Here is a 15,535-nt window from a genome sequence, read left to right on the forward strand (position 1 = left end):
AGTTTTGACAAAACTATTTTGGAAACACATTATTAAAATATAATTTTAAATTTAGATAATTAGCCCAATTAAATAAATATAACATGGCAACTGTAGAAATGGTAATGCCCAAAATGGGTGAAAGTATTATTGAAGGCACCATCCTTACTTGGCTTAAAAGCGAAGGAGACTCCATTGAACAGGATGAATCAGTTTTGGAAGTAGCTACCGATAAGGTGGATACAGAAGTTCCTTCATCACATGCAGGCGTATTGAAGAAAATCCTCGTCGGCGAAGGGGATGTAGTTGCCGTGGGAGCACCTATTGCCATCATTGAAATTGAGGGTGAAGCAGAAGAAACCGTGCAAGAACCTTCTTCCGATTCCACAGAAGACAAAGACATAGAGGAAAAAGAAGAGCTCTTGGCTGCTGCCCCAGCACAAACAGCTGCCATAATGAGCGGTACTGTGAAAGCAAGTAGTATTAGTGACGATAGGTTTTATTCACCATTGGTGTTAAGTATTGCCAAAGAAGAAAATATAAGCAAGGCAGAACTTTTCACTGTCCCTGGAACAGGTAAAGACGGTAGGGTAACCAAAAATGACATGTTGAGCTACCTCAAAAACAGGGGCAAAAGTACCCAGCAGGCAGTGACTTCCATTTCTGGAACTCCAGCCCCAAGTATCAGTGCGGGAGATGAGATCATTGAAATGGACAGAATGAGGAAGATGATCTCGGAAAGAATGCTGGAATCCAAAAGAATCTCTCCTCATGTAACTTCATTTGTTGAGGCTGATGTCACCAATATTGTATTATGGAGGAACAAGGTCAAAGATGAATATAAAAAGAAAGAGGGTGAACCTATTACCTTTACTCCTTTCTTTGTCCATGCGTTGGCCAAGGCCATACAGGACTTCCCGATGATCAACATATCAGTAGATGGCACCAAGATCATTAAGAAAAAAGACATCAATATAGGCATTGCAGTAGCCTTACCAAGTGGAAACCTGATAGTCCCAGTAATCAAAAAAGCCAATGAACTGAACTTGGTAGGTCTATCGAAAAAAATCAATGATCTGGCCAATCGCGCCAGAAACAACCAATTGGGAGCAGATGATTTATCAGGTGGAACTTATACCCTTTCCAACGTTGGTTCATTTGGAAATGTAATGGGCACACCGATCATAGTGCAGCCACAGGTAGCCATCATGGCTGTAGGAGCCATCACTAAAAAACCAGCAGTGATAGAAACGCCTACCGGCGATGTGATCGCTATCAGGCACAAAATGTTCCTTTCTCATTCTTATGACCACAGAGTGGTGGATGGATCATTGGGAGGCATGTTTGTTAAACGTGTTGCTGATTACCTTGAATCCTTTGATATAGACACTAAACTATAAAAAGGTTAGCACCTATTATGCATAAAAAAGCCGAAGCATTAATGCTTCGGCTTTTTTATGCATTGATTTCAAATGATGCCTTTATCTTTTTCACCAATTCCTGAATCTTAATGGGCTTGGTCAAATAATCATCCATCCCTGACAGCAGGGCTTTTTCAATATCCTCCTTAAACACATTGGCCGAAAGACCTATAATACGTACATTCCTCCCCCTTCTTATAGATTTAATCGATTTTGAAGCTTCTAGCCCATCCATAAATGGCATTTGGTAATCCATAAAGATTAAATCATAGTCCTTCTTCTCTACTGCACTGATAGCCTCCACTCCATTATGAGCCGTATCCACATAGTACCCCAACTGTTTCATCAACAACTTCATAAATTTCAAGTTGATTTCATTATCCTCTACCAAAAGAATAGATAACGGATACCTATCGGAAATTTTACTAATGGCATTTTCACTTTGGGCACCTTCAAGTCCTTTGGTAGCATTCCCTTCTCTTGGAACAGCTACCCTGCCAAATACAGAAAAAGAAAACTCTGCACCCTGACCGTGCTCGCTTTCAATTTCCAAACTCCCTCCCATCAATTCTATAAGCTTATTTGCTATTGCCAAGCCCAGACCAGAACCATTTTTTTCTCCTGAATTCCCATGATTCGCCTGAGTAAAAGGATGGATAAGCTTTTCTATCTTATCTTTAGGTATGCCTATCCCCGTATCTTTGATCAAAAAGGAAATCATATAACTCTTGTCCATAATAGGCTCTCCCTTTACTCTAAGACTAATCTCACCACCTGTTGGGGTAAACTTAATGGCATTTCCGATTATATTAAAAAGTATTTGCTTGAGCTTTTCCTTATCCAATGTCAGCCATTTGGGAACATCATCTTCAATATGCAAATCAAACTTAAGTTCTTTTGCGGACATCAAACCTGAAAAAATATTGGTCACCTTATGTATTTCTTCAACTATATTGAAATCCAGCAAATCAAGTTCCAACTTGCCTTCTTCAATTTTAGAATAATCCAAAATATCCTTAATGATTACCAAAAGCGATTCACCAGAATCCTTTATCACCTTCACAAACTGTTCTTGCTCTTCATTTAGCTTTGTTCCCTCCAATAGGCCTATCATTCCAAGCAGACCATTCATAGGTGTTCTTATTTCATGACTCATACTAGCCAAAAATTCTGATTTTGCCCTATTGGCACCTTCAGCCATCTCTTTGGCTTCCTTCAATCCATTTTCCCATAACTTTTGCTCTGTGATATCACGAGCTACAGAAATCATTCTCTTATCATCCAACTTAAAAAATCTAGCTTGGAAGAACTTTTTCGCCCCGCTAATTTCAAGATCCATTTCCTCTGTCTGAAGCCTTCCTGTTTTCAAGGCCCTGTTAAATGCTGCGACCAACCTCTCATTTAAAGGAGGCGGCATCACATCCCCCAAATATTTCCCTAAAGCATCATTTGGGTCTATAAGCAGTAATTCACGAGACTGCACATAATAATCGATGAAGACCCCTTCATTATTATAAATAAATATAATATCAGGCAAACTGTTCAACAAAGCGCGAAGTCTGTTCTCACTTTTGATCAATTCCTGCTCAGCAAGGTGCTTTTCGTGAATATCAGTACTTATTCCTACACTATTGGTAAAATTGCCCTTTTCATCATAAAACAACCTTTCAAAACATTTAACCCTAATTATGGAACCGTCCTTTTTGATGTTATTCATCTCAAACTCCACATATTCATCATGGTTCATAATGGCTTCTTTTAATTTGGCCCTTATCCCATACAATTCTTCTGGAGCTACAGTATCCCTATTATTATTTAAAAACTCCTCTTTTTCATAGCCAAGTACATCAATAAGGTTATCACTAACGTTGGTAAGCTTCCCATGTGAATCATGAAAATAAACAAAGCCTTTAGTTCCTTGTAAAAGCAGCGTCTGCTGATCAAAGAGCCTATTTATCTCATTGGATTTTTTCTGTAGTTTATGGTTATTTATATTGATGCTTCGAAAGTGTTTTATCATAAAATAAATGATAAACAACAGTAGGACAAAAAGTCCCACTAAAAGTAACATATAGGTATTGAAAATCTTGGCGATAACCACTTCCCTATCCCTGGCAAATACTAAGGCATAATTAGATCTAAGAGGGTGTAAATTAAAAGGATATTGTGCGACAATCGCATTAATTGTCTTTCCGTTTTCAGCAGAGAGAATCAAATCACCTTCATATACACCTTTTAGTCCGCCTTTTATTTCATTTTCAATCTCCCGTTTTAAACTTGGATAAAATGAAATAAATCCACCCTCTTCTAGATCTGGACTGATGACCTGTGCCTTATCTCCTTGAAAATAAAATTTATACCCACCATCACCCAGATAATGGTTGGCAGCATAATCTGATAAAAACTCGCCTACATTTATGGATGCTACCACCTTGAAGGGTTTATTATGACTTTTTATGGTCAAATACTTATCAAAATCTGTAAATTCTTTACCCGGAGAAACTTCAATTCCCTCGAAATAATTGTTTTTTCTAACTAAATAAGCCCTTGATTTTTTTTCCTCAACAATAAACAATGTATCCACTAAATTCCCATAAGAACTAAGAAGTCGTCTAATTCTTCCTTCAAGGACCTGCTTATTGTCATTAGATTCAAAGTCAGGATAACTTTCCAAGATTTTGGTAAAAAAGGTAAGGTCTTCAAATAAGTTATTGAATTTTCTCTGGGATTCATTTGAAGCTATTTCTACCTGCTTACTTAAAAACTGCCGGCTATTGCCTATTAGGTTTTTTGACAGGGCATTATAAAAAAAATAGGCTAAAAAAAGGATAATAACAATGGAGCCCATGGACATCCATGTAAATAATTGAAACTTATACGGTCTGGCTTTATTTAGCATCTTGTGAGTTCTACCCTTCAATGGCAATCAAGTACCATTCTATTAAATCCAAAGGTCTACATAATACCTTATGTTGTTTTGAATCATATTCTCCATCCAATATAAACTTATTATCCTTTTCAAGGATAAATTTAGAGACCATTTTCCTGACCTCTTTACTTTTTGACTTAAACAAATTATAGTCTTCCCTACGGAAATTATTCGAATTTATCGTCTCTACATAAGTGTGGTTTCGTAATGGTGGCAACTTCAAAATTTCTATAGCATCAGAAGTGCCTGCTACCACATTCCCTGAATCATCCACCAATACCAACTTCTTATCTTTATAGCTTAATAATTCATTAATCAAATCATTTACAGTTACATCAAGCCCCATTACTCCCTGAAGTTCCTGATTATGATATATTGGGTGAATCAGAGAAAGTATCCAACCTCTTCCTGCTGGATCTATATAAATATCCTGAAGCCACTTTCTCTTTTTCTCAGGGTTCCGTACCTCGTCAGCCATAAAATAAAAATTAAACTTGGTAAGGTCTAGATCTTCCTCAAATACAGTCAGTACATCTAATTGAGGATAAATCCTGCACATTTGAAGCTTAGTATTTAAATATACCTGACTTACCAATGGCTGATCAACAAGAACCTGTGAAAAAGCTGAATCCAAGGCTTCAGTGTAATACACCTGATTAAATACTGATGCTTTATCAGGTGTAGCCGAGCTTACAAAAACACTGCTGACATCTTGCTTTCCACTTATTCTGTAAATTACTCCCGCCTCAGTGCTTTTATACTGATCTTTATTCGCCTTTTGGGCATACTGCTCTTTGTGTGCAAATAAATAAGTAGCATAGGATGCTAATTCATCGATATCTTTTTCCAAAGGGTACAAATTAGACTCAATTCTATAAACGATAGAATCCAGCAATTCAAATTCCTCAGGATTGACACCACTCTTTTCTTCAGAACATCCATAGAAAAAAGCCAATAAACATATTACAACTAAAAAAAAGCTATATTTCATCTATAAATATTTAAACTTTTCCGAATTTAAATATTTTCGATTTGATTTCTTAGTGTTTGGTGCATCTCATCAAATCTTTTTTGTACATCTCCTAAAAACTCAGAAGTAAAAAAGGCATCCAAATCACTTTCTTCCAGAATATCCATCTCATTAACTTTAAAGGTTTGTTCAATCATTCCTTGTTCATACTTAATGAGGTATTTGTTATTCCATGAAAAAACAGAAATCCGGATGTCTTTTTCAGTAAATTCTTTTAATACTCTCATTGCCGCTTCACTTCAGAACTATAGCTAATCTCAGCACTCAATGAGGCTGAAACCGAGCAATACTTATCCACAGATAACTTTACCACTTTGGCAAACTCTTCTTCCGTCGCATCCGGCGAAGTAAGAATAAAATTCATATGTATGGTCTTATAAAATGCTGGCACGCCATCATTTCTGTCTCCTTCGGTTTCCACTTTAAAATCAGTTACCGTCTTTCTCTTTTTCTTCATCATTAGTACCGCATCAACAGAAGCACAGCTAGCTACCGCAGACAATACCAAGTCCATTGGAGATTGATGTTGCTTCTTTTCTGGATCATACATATCTATCTGTACTTTGTTTCCTTGAGGATTAACAGCTTCATACTCGTAATCCCCTTTCATTGTAACGGTCACATTTCTCTTCGCCATGATATTAAATTTATTCCTTTTAAAATTATTGGTCTTTTTATTCTTATTTGATCAAATCACCTAATTTGCCTGATCACATATTCCTTCGATATTGCCCCCCCACCTCATATAAGGCATGGGTTATTTGACCTAGCGAACAATGCTTACCCGCCTCCATCAATTGTTCAAAGATGTTTTCATTTTTCAAGGCCGCATTTTTAAGTTCACTGATCAATTCAGCCGACAAAGATCGGTATTTTAAATGAAGATTTCGTAGTTCTTTTATCTGACTTTCCTTTTCTTCCTTATCTGCCCTGATCACCTCTCCAGGAGTAACTGTCGGAGAGCCTTGAGAAGACAGGAAGGTGTTTACCCCAATTATTGGATATTCTCCTGTATGCTTGAGGGTTTCGTAATGCATGCTTTCCTCCTGAATTTTGCCTCTTTGATACATAGTCTCCATGGCTCCTAAAACGCCACCACGCTCAGAAATCCTTTCAAACTCAGTATAAACAGCCTCCTCCACTAAATCTGTCAACTCTTCTATAATAAACGAACCTTGAATGGGGTTTTCATTTTTGGTCAAGCCCAGCTCTCTATTGATTATAAGCTGAATGGCCATTGCCCTTCTTACCGATGACTCAGTTGGCGTAGTGATTGCCTCATCATACGCATTGGTATGCAAAGAGTTGCAATTATCATAAATAGCGTACAGGGCCTGAAGTGTTGTCCTAATATCATTAAAATCAATTTCCTGTGCATGCAAAGACCGTCCTGAGGTTTGGATATGGTATTTCAACATCTGAGACCTTTCATTGGCGCCATATTTCATTTTCATAGCCTTAGCCCAAATCCTCCTAGCAACCCTACCTATTACTGCATATTCAGGATCAATACCATTTGAAAAAAAGAATGAAAGGTTGGGTGCAAACTTATTGATATCCATCCCTCTCGACACATAATACTCAACATAGGTAAATCCATTGGATAAGGTCAATGCCAGTTGGGTAATAGGATTAGCGCCTGCTTCAGCAATATGATAACCTGAGATAGATACAGAGTAAAAGTTTCTCACCCCATGATCAATAAAGTATTGCTGTACATCTCCCATCAATCTCAAAGAAAATTCTGTAGAAAAAATACAGGTATTCTGTGCCTGATCCTCCTTTAGGATATCTGCCTGAACCGTCCCCCTTACTTTGGTCAAAGTACTGGCTTTAATATCCTCATATACCTTTTGTGGCAGCACCTGATCTCCTGTCACCCCTAGAAGCATTAATCCCAACCCATCATGTCCCTCAGGCAATTCCCCAAAATAAATCGGTCGCTCTACTCCCTTTTCTTGGTAAATCTCATCAATCTTATTATTGACTTCTTCTTCAAGCCCATTCTCCTTGATATAAAGCTCACATTGTTGGTCAATGGCGGCATTCATAAAAAACGCAGTCATTGTAGCTGCTGGACCATTAATAGTCATAGAAACTGAAGTCAAGGCACTGGCAAGATCAAAACCAGAGTAGAGTTTTTTCATATCATCAAGACAGCAGATATTCACTCCAGAGTTTCCAATCTTCCCATAAATATCCGGACGATAATCTGGATCCTCACCATACAAAGTCACTGAATCAAAGGCTGTGGACAGCCGCTTTGCAGGCATATCCTTAGACACATAATGAAAGCGCTTATTGGTTCTTTCTGGCCCACCCTCACCTGCAAACATCCTAGTAGGATCTTCCCCTTCTCTTTTGAAAGGAAAAACGCCAGCCGTAAATGGGAAAGCACCGGGGACATTTTCTGTTAGGCCCCATTTCAGTATATCCCCCCAGGCTTCGTATTTTGGTAGCGAGACCTTTGGCACCCTTGTTCCTGATAGCGATTGGGAAGAAGTTTTAATATTAATTTCCTTCTCCCTTACTTTAAAGGTAAAAAGATCTGCTTCGTACTTCATTTTCGTTTCAGGCCAGGCAGTCAACCATTGCTTATTCTTGGGATCAAAATCCAGTTCAACCTGCTTATAGGCTTTTTGCAAGCCGGATTTTATTTGATCCTTTTCATTGATTTCAACGCTCTCTAAGGCTTCTAATGATTTTCTTATCCCATACAGTCTTTGTGCTATTTCCTGCTGCTGCTCTACCCATCGATCATATGTCCTATTGCTCTCCACGATCTCAGCAAGGTATCTGTTTCTGGAAGGAGGAATGATAAATTGCTTTTCAGTCCCTCCTTTGGCTGCTTCACCTTCTACTGCAAATGAGGCATTACACTTATTGCTAAGTTCGGCCATGATCTTGGAGTATAATTGGTTCATCCCTGGATCATTGAACTGAGAGGCTATCGTACCATAAACTGGATACTCTTCCTCCTTGGCATCCCAAAGCTCATGATTCCTTTGATATTGCTTCTTCACATCCCTCAGAGCATCCAAAGCCCCTTTTTTATCGAACTTATTTAACGCTATCAGGTCAGCAAAGTCAAGCATATCAATCTTTTCCAGCTGAGTAGCTGCTCCATACTCAGGTGTCATCACATACAAGGAAAGATCTGCATGTTCTGTAATTTCAGTATCAGACTGCCCAATACCTGAGGTTTCCAAAATTATCAGATCATACCCTGCCAGCTTGGCCATATTAACCGCATCGTTCACATGTTTCGAAAGTGCCAAATTGGCCTGACGAGTGGCCAAGGAGCGCATATATACTCTTGGATCGTTGATAGCATTCATTCTAATCCTATCTCCCAGCAAAGCGCCACCTGTCTTTCTCTTGGATGGATCCACTGAAATTATCGCCAAATATTTATCATCAAAATCCCTTAAAAACCTTCTCGCCAATTCATCTACCAGTGAAGACTTTCCAGCCCCACCTGTTCCCGTAATTCCTAACACAGGAACCGATGTTTCCTTGCTTTCTTTTCTTATTTTCTCTAGAATCTTTGAATTTTCTTCTGGAAAATTCTCTGCAGCTGAAATGAGCTTGGCTAGGCCACTAGGAAGCCCCTTGTCCAATTTTATATCTGGGTCCAAATCCTTGCCCAGAGGAAAGTCACATTGCTCAACCAAGTCATTGATCATGCCCAGAAGTCCCATTTCCCTGCCATCATCTGGAGAATAAATCCTACTTATGCCATAATCATGGAGTTCTTTTATTTCCTCAGGAAGAATCGTACCGCCTCCACCACCAAAAATCTTAATATGTCCTGCCCCCTTTTCCTTTAGCAAATCATACATATACTTAAAAAACTCTATATGACCACCCTGATAGGAAGTTATCGCTATCGCCTGTGCATCTTCCTGAATGGCACAATCTACAATCTCTTGGACTGAACGATTGTGCCCAAGATGAATTACTTCACAGCCTACAGACTGAATAATCCTTCGCATGATATTGATGGCAGCATCATGCCCATCAAATAGGGATGCAGCAGTAACAATTCTAATATGGTTTTTGGGCTTATATTTCTTAATTTCAGAAAGCATGGGCTTTTGGTTAATTTGATTCTAATTGAAGCACTATTTCTTATTCTAAATCCCTGTAGATGTTCTTGGAACTCATTTGCGAATATAACAAAATCATGTGAGTAAAATCTCCAGAAGCATTAGCGGTTTTCCATATAAAATTTCGAAAAAACCAATTCAAAAGCAAAAAACAACTGACATCTATCGAAAGATTCACATCAACAAAAACAGAAGTTAAACATCAGAATACAAGCTGACAAAAGTCAAACTTTTTTCGATGACAATGTGCTTCCTTTGTAAGGCTATCAAGATAAAACCTTAAATTTAAGCTTATTAGATCTTTGATTCATAAACTCAAAAAAGTATGAATTATTCCTACACCACCCCAGAAGAAGCGGTCAAAGTGGTCAAAAGCCATGACCGGATTTTTGTCCATGGAAGTGCTGCTACCCCTGCCACATTATTGAAAGCACTCGCCAAAAGGCATGAAGAATTAACAGATGTAGAGGTTGTTTCAATAACAACCCTAGGAGAAATGCCTCTGACTGAAGAACCATATAACGAAAGTTTCTTCATCAATTCACTTTTTGTTTCGGCCAATGTTAGGTCTGCCGTCAACTCCAGCCGTGGCGGATATGTACCTATTTTCCTTAGTGAAATCGGTATTTTATTTAGAAGAAACATTCTTCCTATTGACGTGGCCATCGTCAACGTATCACCTCCGGATGAACATGGATATTGCTCCCTTGGAGTTTCAGTAGATGTGGCCAAACCAGCTCTAGAGGTGGCCAAGCTCGCTATTGCCCAAGTCAATAAAAACATGCCAAGGTCTCATGGAGATGGATTGGTACATATCAGCAGTTTTCAACATATCATAGAGGCTGACGACCCACTACCTGAGGTAGATTACGGATCAAAAATAGGAGAAAAGGAAAAAAGTATTGGTCATTTCTGTGCTGACCTGATTGAGGATGGCTCGACCCTTCAAATGGGAATTGGCGCCATTCCAGATGCGGTTTTGGATGCACTTCATCAACATAAGGACTTAGGCGTACATACAGAAATGTTTTCTAATGGAGTATTGGGCCTGATGAGCAGCGGCGCTTTGACCAATAAATACAAAGCAAAACATCCAGGAAAAATAGTCACCTCGTTTGCCGTTGGCAACAGAAAACTCTATGATTTCATTGATGACAACCCTGTCGTTTCCTTTCATGAAGCTGCCTATGTCAATGACACTGCAGTAATACGTAGAAACCCGAAGGTTATCTCCATCAACTCATGTATTGAAATGGACCTTACAGGACAAGTCTGCGCCGACTCCATTGGTAGTTATCATTTCTCCGGAGTTGGTGGGCAAATGGACTTTATGAGAGGAGCAGCATTAGCTGAAGGGGGTAAACCCATCATGGCCATGACTTCTAAAACCAATAAAGGAGTTTCTAAAATAGTTCCTTTCCTCAAGGAAGGAGCTGGAGTGGTCACGACCAGGGCCCATATGCATTACGTAGTAACTGAATATGGAACGGCCTACCTTTACGGAAAGAACCTGCGCCAAAGGGCACTGGAATTAATGAAAATTGCTGCTCCTGAGCACAGGGAGATGCTTGAGAAATCTATCATTAAAAGGTTTGGTTCAACCAGCTATAGAACCTCTTAGGTGATCATCGAACCCTTTTCAGTGATTTCTTCAGTAATTGCGCATTTAATGCTACTACAACGGTACTCATACTCATCAAAACTGCTCCCAGAGCAGGACTGACCACTAAACTTGGCACAAAGCCTGTCGCCAATGGAAGGGCAATGGCATTATATGCTGTTGCCCAAAACAGGTTTTGGACCATCTTATTGTAGGTAGATTTTCCAAAATCAATTATAGCTGAGATATCCATGGGATTACTATTTACTAAAACAATATCGGCTGTTTCTGCTGCTACATCCGTTCCCGACCCAATAGCAACACCAATGTCTGCTTGGGCCAATGCGGGGGCATCATTTACCCCATCTCCTGTCATCAAAACCACTTCCCCATCCTTTTGGGCTTTTTGGATAATTTCCTTCTTGTCCTCGGGTAATACTTCAGCATAATAGCCATCAAGACCAAGCTGATCACTGACAGACTTGGCTGCTGCTTCATTATCACCAGTGGCCATTAAAACCTTTATATCTTGTTGCTTTAGGTAATTAACTGCCTGACTCGATGATTCCCTGACTTGATCGGAAAGGGTCAAATAACCTATCAAATTCGATTCTGCCACAACATATACCCTAGTTTCATCACCTCCACTATTATCAACTTGGGGAATATCAATATTAAGCTTCTTCAAAAGCCCAGGACCTCCAATCATCAGCTCTTCTCCGTTTACAACACCTTTAACTCCCTCCCCGGTTATATTTTCAAAAGAAGTTAATTCATGAATTTTCACTCCTTCTTCCTTCACCTTTTTCATGATTCCATTTGCAATGGGATGCTCTGATTCACTTTCAATGGCCCCTGCCAATTTAAAAATATCTTCTTCATTATAATCTTCACTTAAAGCTTTTACTTCCCTAACAGCAAAATCCCCAACTGTCAAGGTCCCTGTCTTATCAAAAATCACCATTGTAACATTTCTGGATTTTTCGAATGCTGTCCTATTTCGGATCAAAAGTCCTTGTTTAGCAGATGCTGAAGTGGAAATAGCCGTAACCAATGGAATTGCCAAACCCAAAGCATGTGGACAGGCTATAATCATGACAGTAACCATTCTCTCCAATGCAAAATCAAATTCTTTCCCCATCAGTAGCCAAACTGAAATTGTTATTAAACCTGCTCCCAAAGAAATATAAAACAACCATCCCGCAGCTTTATCTGCCAAATTCTGTGTTTTGGATTTAGCCTCTTGGGCAGACTTGACCATTCCAATCACCCTAGACAGATAGGCATCTTCCCCAACACCCTTTACTTCAACTTTTAATGATCCTCTTTCATTAATCCCCCCTCCAACAACCTCATCATCTTTTTCTTTTTTGACTGGCTTTGACTCTCCAGTCAGCATTGACTCATTCACATAACTACTCCCATCTAATATCTTCCCATCAGCAGGTATTTTCTCCCCTGGCTTAACCAAAACCAAATCGCCAACTTTTAAATCCGTAATTTTCACTTCTTCGGTTTCACCATTGTCCTTTAGAAGATGGGCCTCTGAAGGCATTAACTTTGCCAATTCATCTAAAGCTCCAGAAGCCCCCATTACTGACTTCATCTCTATCCAATGTCCCAACAACATCAAATCGATCAAAGTAGCTAGTTCCCAAAAAAATCCTTTGCCCTCCAATCCAAAAACCGTGGCTGAACTATACACATAAGCAACTGTAATGGCCAGTGAGATTAAGGTCATCATTGCAGGTTTTCGCTTAGAAAGCTCACTTACCAGCCCTTTTAGAAAAGGCCAACCACCATAGAAATAGACAATCGAAGAAAGTAAAAACAGAACATACTTATCCCCTGCATAGGCAAAATCTAAACCCAACCATTCTTGAATCATCTTAGAATGAACAAGTATTGGAATTGTGAGCAGGATGGATACCCAAAACCTCCTTTTAAAATCTTCAAGCATATGTCCATGATGTTTATCATGACCATGTTCGTTCCCAGAATGGGATTGATGATGGTCTGTGTGATGCTGATGTCCCATTGCTATTTCTATTATGAATTAAAAATAAATTAAACAAAAAATGGGAGGCTTATAGCGCTCCCATTTCTTTTTCTACTCTTCCACATTTTAGCATTTTATCTCCAAAATAAGGATTTCTAATCTCCGCTACATCTGATAACCAATATCCTCCTTTGTTATTAAAAGCCATTGGGCAATATTGCTTATAAACTTTTCCTTCACTGATATGTCCTTCTATTGCTCCTTCCACAGCTGCTGACAGTACTTCAAACTCCTCTCTTTGCTTCTCAATATCCGATGCTGCCCCAATGGATTTAGCTGCTTTCACCAATTCAGCATGACCTTCAATTTCAGCACTTGCCGTTGCCAAATCTTGAGCATATTTACTGGCGGATTTAGCATCCCCCTCAACCAAGGCAGTCTTAACTTTGATATAATTATCAAATGTTCCTGCTAGGCCTTCTTCTGTAAATGAGGCTTTTACAATTGAGGGTTCATGATGTTCCATTTCCATGTTTTCAGCATGCTCGTGTCCATTATGCTCATGCCCGCTATGTTCACTCTTTTTGCTTTCACTACAGCCTACTGCCAATAATAATGATATGGCCAAGCTAAACCCTAATACTGATCTTCTTTTCATGATTAATATGTATTTATTGTTAAAATTTATTGATTTCTAATTAATTATCAGACTTTCTAAACTCTCCTTTTACTTCTCCACAACCTAACATCGCAGAGCCGAAATAGGGGTTTTTGATGGTTTCTACCTCACTCAACCAAAAAGCTCCCTGATCATTTTTTGCCATCGGACAGTAACTCTTATATATAACGTCTTTGGAAGTCCCAAAATCCTCCAAAATAGTAATAAAGGTCTCCGAAAGATTGATAAATCCATCTCTTTCTTCTTCTATGGTCTTAGCTTTGGTAATTTTATCTACCGCTAATTCCATTTGTCCTTTAAGTGCCCCCCAAACTTCCAAGGCTTCCCCATCTAGCCCTTCTTGCTTAATTTCTTCTAGGACTCCTTTTAACTTCTGGGCCTCAGTTTTTGCCATTTCGTCTGATACCAACTTATTCTTCAAATCAAAATAGGCATCAATTGCCTTCTCAAAATCATTTAAGAACCCTGTTGGTACTGCTAACTTTTCAGAAGCGCTTTGACTCATCATGCTATATTTCCCACTCAACTGTGCGGCGCCATCCACTGCAAATACTCCATTGGTCACTACCTTATCACCAATATTCAAACCATCCGTAACGATTTGCCTATCTCCAGTAGTAGCACCAAGCGTTACTTCAACCATCTCAAATGCAGGAGCATCTACCTTTCCTACTTCCCGATATACTACCGATCTTTTTCCAGTCCATAGCACAGCAGTACTGGGAATCAATACACCTGTAGATGATTTTGGGGTATCCACACTTAATCTAGCAGTAACAAACATACCTGGCTTTAATTCCCCATTATCATTTCTTACCTCCGCCCGAACTTTGACACTACGGGTATTGGTATTGAGGCTTGGATCAATAAATGTCACCTTGGCTTCATAATCCTTATCAGTCATGGCATTGGCACTAAAAACCAGCTGATCTCCCAAATTGATATTATTGATATTACTTTCATAGGCATCTAAAATCACCCATACCTTACTTAAATTGGTTATCTCAAACAGCACTGCACCTTTCTGCACATAATCCCCAACGGAAACATTTCTTTTTCCTACTACACCAGATGTATTGGCATAGATATCAAAATGAATTTGATAGTCTGCCTGATTTTCCATTTTACTGATTTGTTCATCAGTCAATTCCCACTGCTTCAATTTTTGTTTTGCAGCTTCATAAAGTGCCGGACTGATATCTTGTGACTCTTTCGCCTCAAGCAACTCCCTATGTGCCGCAATCAATTCAGGAGAATAAATCCTTGCGAGCTTTTGCCCCTTTTTCACCTCTTGTCCGGTAAAGGCCACATAAAGTTCATCCACCCGGCCAGAAAAATTGGCAGAAACAGAAGCCACCTTTCTTTCATCAGCTTCTATTTTCCCACTCAGTTCCAGACTATAATTGTCATTCCCTGCCTTTACCCTGCTTGTAGAAATATTCGCCAATGCAATGGCTTCAGGACTCATATTAAGGACTGCTGGAGTCGCACTGGCATCCTTACTACCTTCTAAAGAAGAAACGGGTATTAATTCCATACCACATATAGGGCAATCTCCAGGTTCTTCCTGTCTGATCTGTGGATGCATTGAACAAGTGTAGATAGTGCCTGATTCATGGGAATGTTCCTCCTCCTGAACTCGCTCCCCTCCAGAACTGGCCCACCAGCCAATAAGGCCTCCCAAAATGAAGCTTATTCCTATAATGATGATTATTTTTTTGTTTTTCATGATTTCTAAAATTTTAAACCCGAATTATGGGATAGAATTCCTAATGAGTTTGGAAATTGC

10 protein-coding genes are annotated in these 15,535 nt (G+C 39.2%); 2 read left to right on the forward strand and 8 right to left on the reverse strand.

The window, feature by feature from the left end:
- The first annotated feature begins 83 nt into the window (after positions 1 to 83).
- Entirely contained in the window at positions 84 to 1,379 is a 1,296-nt protein-coding gene (locus tag KMW37_RS01640; RefSeq protein WP_215222855.1) for a dihydrolipoamide acetyltransferase family protein, read from the forward strand.
- A gap of 55 nt (positions 1,380 to 1,434) precedes the next feature.
- Here the strand turns inward: KMW37_RS01640 and KMW37_RS01645 are convergent, their stop codons facing one another.
- From KMW37_RS01645 to KMW37_RS01665, 5 genes are all read right to left on the reverse strand, one after another.
- Positions 1,435 to 4,299, reverse strand: a complete 2,865-nt coding sequence (locus tag KMW37_RS01645; RefSeq protein ID WP_215222856.1) for a PAS domain-containing hybrid sensor histidine kinase/response regulator — start codon at positions 4,297 to 4,299, stop codon at positions 1,435 to 1,437.
- A 10-nt stretch (positions 4,300 to 4,309) separates the two neighbouring features.
- The gene (locus tag KMW37_RS01650) at positions 4,310 to 5,320 is read right to left on the reverse strand and encodes a cache domain-containing protein (RefSeq protein WP_215222857.1); all 1,011 of its coding nucleotides are present in this window, start codon (positions 5,318 to 5,320) and stop codon (positions 4,310 to 4,312) included.
- A 26-nt stretch (positions 5,321 to 5,346) separates the two neighbouring features.
- Positions 5,347 to 5,586, reverse strand: a complete 240-nt coding sequence (locus tag KMW37_RS01655; RefSeq protein ID WP_215222858.1) for a hypothetical protein — start codon at positions 5,584 to 5,586, stop codon at positions 5,347 to 5,349.
- Complete coding sequence (locus KMW37_RS01660; protein ID WP_215222859.1) at positions 5,583 to 5,996, reverse strand: OsmC family protein; 414 nt, start codon at positions 5,994 to 5,996, stop codon at positions 5,583 to 5,585. Before KMW37_RS01660 ends, KMW37_RS01655 begins: the two co-directional genes overlap by 4 nt.
- 73 nt (positions 5,997 to 6,069) lie before the next feature.
- A complete protein-coding gene (locus tag KMW37_RS01665; RefSeq protein ID WP_215222860.1) occupies positions 6,070 to 9,450 on the reverse strand; it encodes a methylmalonyl-CoA mutase family protein in 3,381 nt (1,126 codons plus the stop codon).
- Positions 9,451 to 9,793: 343 nt separating this feature from the next.
- Here KMW37_RS01665 and KMW37_RS01670 point away from each other — a divergent pair, with 343 nt between their 5' ends.
- Positions 9,794 to 11,089 carry an acetyl-CoA hydrolase/transferase family protein gene (locus KMW37_RS01670; protein ID WP_215222861.1) on the forward strand — a complete coding sequence of 432 codons (1,296 nt, stop codon included), beginning with the start codon at positions 9,794 to 9,796 and terminating at the stop codon, positions 11,087 to 11,089.
- 4 nt (positions 11,090 to 11,093) lie between these two features.
- Here KMW37_RS01670 and KMW37_RS01675 read toward each other — a convergent pair whose 3' ends face one another.
- The 3 genes from KMW37_RS01675 to KMW37_RS01685 are packed head-to-tail and all read right to left on the reverse strand — an operon-like array spanning position 11,094 to position 15,475.
- Positions 11,094 to 13,106: a heavy metal translocating P-type ATPase gene (locus KMW37_RS01675; RefSeq protein WP_215222862.1), complete on the reverse strand. Its 2,013-nt coding sequence runs from the start codon at positions 13,104 to 13,106 to the stop codon at positions 11,094 to 11,096.
- Positions 13,107 to 13,155: 49 nt separating this feature from the next.
- Entirely contained in the window at positions 13,156 to 13,725 is a 570-nt protein-coding gene (locus tag KMW37_RS01680) for a DUF3347 domain-containing protein (RefSeq protein ID WP_215222863.1), read from the reverse strand.
- A 40-nt stretch (positions 13,726 to 13,765) separates the two neighbouring features.
- Positions 13,766 to 15,475: an efflux RND transporter periplasmic adaptor subunit gene (locus tag KMW37_RS01685; RefSeq protein ID WP_215222864.1), complete on the reverse strand. Its 1,710-nt coding sequence runs from the start codon at positions 15,473 to 15,475 to the stop codon at positions 13,766 to 13,768.
- Positions 15,476 to 15,535 lie beyond the last annotated feature (60 nt).

It is taken from the genome of Echinicola shivajiensis, assembly GCF_018642165.1.
GTDB lineage: Bacteria > Bacteroidota > Bacteroidia > Cytophagales > Cyclobacteriaceae > Echinicola > Echinicola shivajiensis.

Coding starts and splice junctions, on each gene's coding strand:
- KMW37_RS01680 (WP_215222863.1), bottom strand. CDS start 13,725: ATGAAAAGAAGATCAGTATTAGGGTTTAGCTTGGCCATATCATTATTA.
- KMW37_RS01670 (WP_215222861.1), top strand. CDS start 9,794: ATGAATTATTCCTACACCACCCCAGAAGAAGCGGTCAAAGTGGTCAAA.
- KMW37_RS01685 (WP_215222864.1), bottom strand. CDS start 15,475: ATGAAAAACAAAAAAATAATCATCATTATAGGAATAAGCTTCATTTTG.
- KMW37_RS01675 (WP_215222862.1), bottom strand. CDS start 13,106: ATGGGACATCAGCATCACACAGACCATCATCAATCCCATTCTGGGAAC.
- KMW37_RS01660 (WP_215222859.1), bottom strand. CDS start 5,996: ATGGCGAAGAGAAATGTGACCGTTACAATGAAAGGGGATTACGAGTAT.
- KMW37_RS01645 (WP_215222856.1), bottom strand. CDS start 4,299: ATGCTAAATAAAGCCAGACCGTATAAGTTTCAATTATTTACATGGATG.
- KMW37_RS01655 (WP_215222858.1), bottom strand. CDS start 5,586: ATGAGAGTATTAAAAGAATTTACTGAAAAAGACATCCGGATTTCTGTT.
- KMW37_RS01665 (WP_215222860.1), bottom strand. CDS start 9,450: ATGCTTTCTGAAATTAAGAAATATAAGCCCAAAAACCATATTAGAATT.
- KMW37_RS01650 (WP_215222857.1), bottom strand. CDS start 5,320: ATGAAATATAGCTTTTTTTTAGTTGTAATATGTTTATTGGCTTTTTTC.
- KMW37_RS01640 (WP_215222855.1), top strand. CDS start 84: ATGGCAACTGTAGAAATGGTAATGCCCAAAATGGGTGAAAGTATTATT.